Raw genomic sequence first — 5490 nt, 5'->3', positions numbered from 1 at the left:
TGGATCTCGAAGGGCTCCCCGATGATGTCGCCCACCGTCATCCGCGGGTTCAGCGAGGTGTACGGGTCCTGGAACACCATCTGGATGTTGCGGCGGACGTGCTTGAGCGCCGTGCCCTTGAGGTGGGAGATCTCCTCGCCCTTGAACCGGACGGAGCCGCTGGTGGCGGGCTCCAGGTTCATCAGGACCTTGGCGAGCGTCGACTTGCCGCAGCCGGACTCGCCGACGATGCCGAGGGTCTCGCCCTTGTGCAGGTCGAAGGAGACGCCGTCGACGGCCTTCACCGCGCCGATCTGCTTCTTGACGATGACGCCCTGGGTCAGCGGGAAGTGCTTGACCAGGTCCCTCACCTGCAGGATCGGCTCGCCGCGGGGCACCTCCCGGGCGAACGCGGCGTCCTCGGGAACGGCTTCCACCGTTCCCGCCCCGTCAGACGTCATGGAGGGTCTCCTTCCAGAAGAAGCACGCACTGCCCCGTCCCGGCAGGGGCGCGCCGGTGTCGCCGGTGACCTCGAACAGCTCGGGTTCCTCCCGCCGGCAGACGTCCTGGGCCCGCGGGCAGCGCGGGTTGAAGGCGCATCCCTTGGGGATCCGCAGCAGGTTCGGCGGCAGGCCCTTGATGGCGTACAGCTCCTGGCCCTTCGTTGTACTCGGCCTGGAGCTCCGCGAGCAGGTCCATGACCTGCGCCTGGACGGTCACGTCCAGGGCGGTGGTCGGCTCGTCCGCGATGATCAGGTCGGGTTCCAGGGCGAGCGCCATCGCGATCATGATGCGCTGGCGCATGCCGCCGGAGAACTGGTGCGGGTAGTCGTTCACCCGCTGGGCGGCGGCCGGGATCCGGACCCGGTCCATCAGCTCGATCGCCTTGAGCTTGGCGTCCTTGCGGGAGACCCCGCGGTGCACCCGGTACATCTCGCCGAGCTGGGTGCCGACGGAGTGCACCGGGTTCAGCGAGGAGAGCGCGTCCTGGAAGATCATCGCCATCTGCTCGCCGCGGATCTTCCGGCGCTCCTCGGAGTTCAGCTTGAGCAGGTCGCGGCCCTTGAAGACGATCTCGCCTCCGGTGACGAAGCCGGGCGGGCTGTCCAGGATGCCCATGATCGCCTGGGCGGTCACCGACTTGCCGGAGCCGGACTCGCCCAGGACGGCCAGGGTCTCGCCGGCGGCGACGGAGTAGTTCACGCCGTTGACGGCCTTGGCGACGCCGTCGCGGGTGCGGAACTCGACCTGCAGACCGCGCACGTCGAGCAGGGCGTCGCCGGCCGCGCTGCCGGCACCGGACGCCCGGGGGTCGATCCGGATGGCTCCGGCGTCGTCGTCGCTGTTGCCGCTGTTCATGGTTGGTGGGGGCCCCTCTCAGCGCAGCTTCGGGTCGAGTGCGTCGCGGACGGCGTCGCCGAGCATGATGAACGCCAGGACGGTGAGGCTCAGCGCACCGGCCGGGTAGAGCAGCATGTGCGGGGCGTTGCGGAAGGTCGCCGAGGCCGAGGAGATGTCGATGCCCCAGGAGACGGTCGGCGGCTTGAGTCCGACGCCGAGGAAGCTCAGGGTGGCCTCCAGGGCGATGTAGGTGCCGAGCGCGATGGTGGCCACGACGATGATCGGGGCGACCGCGTTGGGCAGGATGTGCCGGAGCATCAGCCGCGAGTTGCTCGCGCCCAGGGCACGGGCCGCGGTGACATAGTCCTGCTGTTTCGCCGTGATCACGGCGCCTCGGCCGATGCGGGCGATCTGCGGCCAGCCGAGCACCACGATGAAGGCGACCACGATCCAGATCGACCGGCTCGGGATGACCGAGAGGAAGACCAGGCCGCCGAGCAGGATCGGGATGCCGAAGAAGATGTCGGCGACCCGGGAGATGACCGAGTCGGACCAGCCGCCGAGGAAGCCGGCCAGACCGCCGAGCGTGGTGCCGACCAGGGCGGCGCCGACGGTCGCGCAGACGCCGACCGTGATGGAGGCGCGGGCGCCGTACACGGTGCGGGCGTAGACGTCGCAGCCCTGCCCGTCGAACCCGAAGGGGTGGCCGGACTCGGAGCCCTGCTGGGCCTTCGAGAGGTCGCACTTCAGCGGGTCGGTGGAGGTGAACAGCCCGGGCCAGATCGCCATGATCACCAGGAAGATGATGAGCAGTCCGGAGATGATGAAGATCGGGTTGCGGCGCAGGTCACGCCAGGCGTCCTGCCAGAGGCTCCGCGGCTTGACGCGGTCGTCGACAGCGGCGACCCCGGGCTCGTCGTCGAGGCGTTCGTTCTTGATTAAAGTCTGCGCTTCCATGGTGCCGAGGTCGAAGGTCCGGCTCTCGACGGCACTCTGGATCTCTTCTTCCTCGGTGCCGGCGTCCGCGAGCGGGTCCGCCTTGTTGTACTTCTCCTGGTCAGGCATAACGGATCCTCGGGTCCAGGACCGCGTAGAGCAGGTCGACGAGCAGGTTGGCCGCCAGGTAGATGATGATCAGGACGGTCACGAAGCCGACGACCGTGGCGGTGTTCTGGCGGACGATGCCCTGGTAGAGGTAGAAGCCCACGCCGTGGATGTTGAAGATCCGCTCGGTGACCAGCGCACCGCCCATGAGCGCGCCGAGGTCGGCCCCGAGGAAGGTGACGACCGGGATCAGCGAGTTGCGCAGCAGGTGGTTGATCGTCACCCGGCGGCGCGGGAGGCCCTTGGCCACCGCGGTGCGCACGAAGTCGGCCCGGGAGTTCTCGGCGACGGTGGTGCGGGTGAGGCGGGCGACGTAGGCGAGCGAGACGGAGGCGAGCACGATGCCCGGCAGCAGCAGCGACTGGAGGCTGAGGTCCTCACCGGCGGTGGCGGGCAGGATGCCCCACTGCACGCCGACCAGGTACTGGAGAACGTAGCCGGTGACGAAGGTGGGGATGGAGATGACGATCAGGGTGAAGATCAGCACCGTGTTGTCCGACCAGCCGCCGCGGCGCAGGCCGCTGATGAGGCCGAAGCCGATGCCGAAGATCACCTCGATGGTGAAGGCCACCGCGGTCAGCTTGATCGTCGCCGGGTAGGCGGTGGCGAGCAGCGAGGTGACCGACTGGCCGTTGAACGTGGTGCCGAAGTCCCAGCGGAACAGGTTGCTCATGTAGATCAGGTACTGGAGCCACAGCGGGTCGTTCAGGTTGTACTGCTCACGGATCTGCTGGGCGACGACCGGGTCGGGGGCGCGGTCGCCGAACAGCGCGTTCACCGGGTCACCGAGCGCGTGGACCATCACGAAGATGAGGAAGGTGCTCCCGAGGAACACCGGGATCATCTGGAGCAGGCGTCGGATGACGTAGCGTCCCATGCGAACCTCCAGGGGGCCGCCGGAAGGGCGGCCGCCGGGGCCGTCCGGCCCCGGCGGCCGCTGCCGACTACTTGACGGTGATCTGGTCGTAGACCGGGACGCTGAACGGGTTGAGCAGGACGTTGGAGACCCGCGAGGACCAGCCGACGGTGCCGTTCTGGTACCAGAGCGGGATCGCGGGCAGGTCGGTGGCGAGCAGCTTCTCGCCGTCCTGGAACTGGCTGACCGCCGAGGACTTGTCCGGGTTGGCGTTGGCCTGGTTGACGAGGGAGTCGAACTGCGGGTTGCTGTACCCGGAGTCGTTCGACGAGGCGCCGGTGGTGTAGACGGGCTGCAGGAAGTTCTGGATCAGCGGGTAGTCCATCTGCCAGCCGGTGCGGAACGGGCCGGTCATCTTCTTGGTGGTGACCTGGTTGCGGAAGTCGGCGAAGGTGCCGATCGGGTTGCCGACGCAGGCGCTGGTGTTGCCGAGCGCGTTGTTGATGCTGTTGCAGACGGCGTCGACCCACTCCTTGTGCGGGCCGTCCGCGTTGTACGAGATGGTGAGCTGGCCGCCGGGGATGCCGCCGCCCTCCTGGACGAGCTGCTTGGCCATGGTCGGGTTGTACGTGCAGGCCTGGCCGCAGATGCCTTCCTTGAAGCCGCCGGCGGCGCCGAGCACCGGGGAGGTCCAGTCGCTGGCCGGGGTGCGGGTGTTGTTGAACACGACCTTGGTGATGGTGTTCCGGTCAATCGCCATGGCGAGGCCGAGGCGGACCTTCTGCGCGTTGGGCGTGTTCCAGTTCGCCTGGTACAGCGGGAAGGAGATCGTCTGGATGATGCCGGCCGGGGTGTTGAGGAAGCGGCCGTTGAGGTCGGTCTCGACGGTCTTCAGCGCGCTGTTCGGCAGGCCGTTGTCGACGTCGAGGTTGCCGGCCTGGAGGTCGGCGTAGGCGGCGTTGGTGTCGGTGTAGACCTTGAGGTCGATGCCGCCGTTCTTGGGCTTGTCCGTGCCGCTGAAGCCGGAGAACGGCCGCAGCTCCATCTTGGCGCTCTTGGTCCACGAGGAGATCTCGTACGGGCCGTTGCCGACCGGCTTGTTGAGGTACGCCGCGTGGTCGGAGAAGAAGCTCGCGGGGAGCGGGACGAAGGCCGAGTAGCCGAGGGTGGCGGGCCAGGTGGAGAACTTCTGGTTGAGCGCCACGGTGAAGGTGTTGTCGTCGACGACCTTCAGGCCGGACAGGGTCTGTGCGGTCGGGTTGCCGGACGCGGGCGCGACCTGGTCGTAGCCCTGGATGTAGGAGAAGAAGCTGCTGTTGAGCTGCTTGTTCGTGGACAGGGCGCCGTAGTTCCAGGCGTCCACGTAGGACTTGGCGGTCACGGTGGTGCCGTCGCTGAACTTCCAGCCCGGCTTGAGCTTGACCGTCCAGTTCTGCTGGTCGTCCGAGGTGATCGACTGCGCGTTGGCGTTCTGCGGCTCGCTGGTCTTGGGGTCGTACTGGATCAGGCCCCGGAAGATCATGTTGAGCACGGCGCCGCCGTTGACCTCGTTGGTGTTGGCGGGCTCGAGCGGGTTCTGCGGGTCGCCCCACCAGGCGGTCACGATGCCGCCGGTGCCTCCGCTGGCGCCGCTGCCTCCTCCTCCGCCCCCGCTGCTGCCGCAGCCGGTGGCCACCAGGACCACGCTCGTCGCGACGACCACGGCCCAGCGCACTCTGGTCGCTGCAGGCATGAGGCTCCTCCTCTGGGTGTATGACGCATCACACCCCATCGAAGGAGCGGCTCCCCGGCGGCGCGAGCTGGATACGGCCGGATGGGTGCCGAAATGCCCGCGGGCCCGCGGTGCGAATGCACCGCGGGCCCGCGAAGGGGGTCGTCCGCCCGGTCAGGAGGCCGCCGCGACGGGCTCGCGCACCGCGGCGAAGTGGCAGGCCGAGGCGTGCTTGGCCGGGCCCTCGCCGATCTCCGGGACGGCGAGCAGCGGCAGCTCGGTGCTGCAGCGCTCCTCGGCCTTCCAGCAGCGGGTGCGGAAGCGGCAGCCGGACGGCGGGTTCGCCGGCGAGGGGATGTCACCGGAGAGGATGATCCGCTCGCGGCCCTCGCGGCCGGCCGGGTCGGGCACCGGGACGGCCGAGAGCAGCGCCTGGGTGTACGGGTGGGTGGCGTGCTCGTAGATCTCCTCGTCGGAGCCGATCTCGACCATCCGGCC

General features: G+C 68.7%; 5 protein-coding genes and 1 pseudogene. All 6 read right to left on the bottom strand.

Annotated features, from left to right (window positions below; all coding sequences use genetic code 11):
• The coding region (locus IE98_RS0141240; RefSeq protein WP_030277830.1) for an ATP-binding cassette domain-containing protein at window positions 1–440 on the bottom strand (440 nt) is incomplete at its 3' end.
• A pseudogene (locus IE98_RS44025) lies at window positions 430–1339 on the bottom strand (ABC transporter ATP-binding protein). The pseudogene IE98_RS44025 and the gene IE98_RS0141240, both read right to left, overlap by 11 nt.
• A gap of 18 nt (window positions 1340–1357) precedes the next feature.
• Complete coding sequence (locus tag IE98_RS0141230) at window positions 1358–2386, bottom strand: ABC transporter permease (protein ID WP_420706273.1); 1029 nt, start codon at window positions 2384–2386, stop codon at window positions 1358–1360.
• A complete protein-coding gene (locus tag IE98_RS0141225) occupies window positions 2379–3302 on the bottom strand; it encodes an ABC transporter permease (RefSeq protein WP_030277826.1) in 924 nt (307 codons plus the stop codon). Before IE98_RS0141225 ends, IE98_RS0141230 begins: the two co-directional genes overlap by 8 nt.
• A gap of 67 nt (window positions 3303–3369) precedes the next feature.
• A complete protein-coding gene (locus IE98_RS0141220; protein WP_030277824.1) occupies window positions 3370–5013 on the bottom strand; it encodes a peptide ABC transporter substrate-binding protein in 1644 nt (547 codons plus the stop codon).
• Window positions 5014–5166: 153 nt separating this feature from the next.
• Window positions 5167–5490: oligopeptide/dipeptide ABC transporter ATP-binding protein (locus tag IE98_RS0141215; protein WP_030277822.1), on the bottom strand; the 324-nt coding region annotated here is incomplete at its 5' end.

The sequence above is a fragment of the Streptomyces sp. NRRL B-24484 genome (assembly GCF_000717715.1).
Lineage (GTDB): Bacteria > Actinomycetota > Actinomycetes > Streptomycetales > Streptomycetaceae > Kitasatospora.
The sequence above is the reverse complement of the archived record's forward strand: the minus strand, read 5'-3'. Positions and strand labels throughout refer to the sequence as shown.

Coding starts and splice junctions, on each gene's coding strand:
- IE98_RS0141230 (WP_420706273.1), bottom strand. CDS start 2,386: ATGCCTGACCAGGAGAAGTACAACAAGGCGGACCCGCTCGCGGACGCC.
- IE98_RS0141225 (WP_030277826.1), bottom strand. CDS start 3,302: ATGGGACGCTACGTCATCCGACGCCTGCTCCAGATGATCCCGGTGTTC.
- IE98_RS0141220 (WP_030277824.1), bottom strand. CDS start 5,013: ATGCCTGCAGCGACCAGAGTGCGCTGGGCCGTGGTCGTCGCGACGAGC.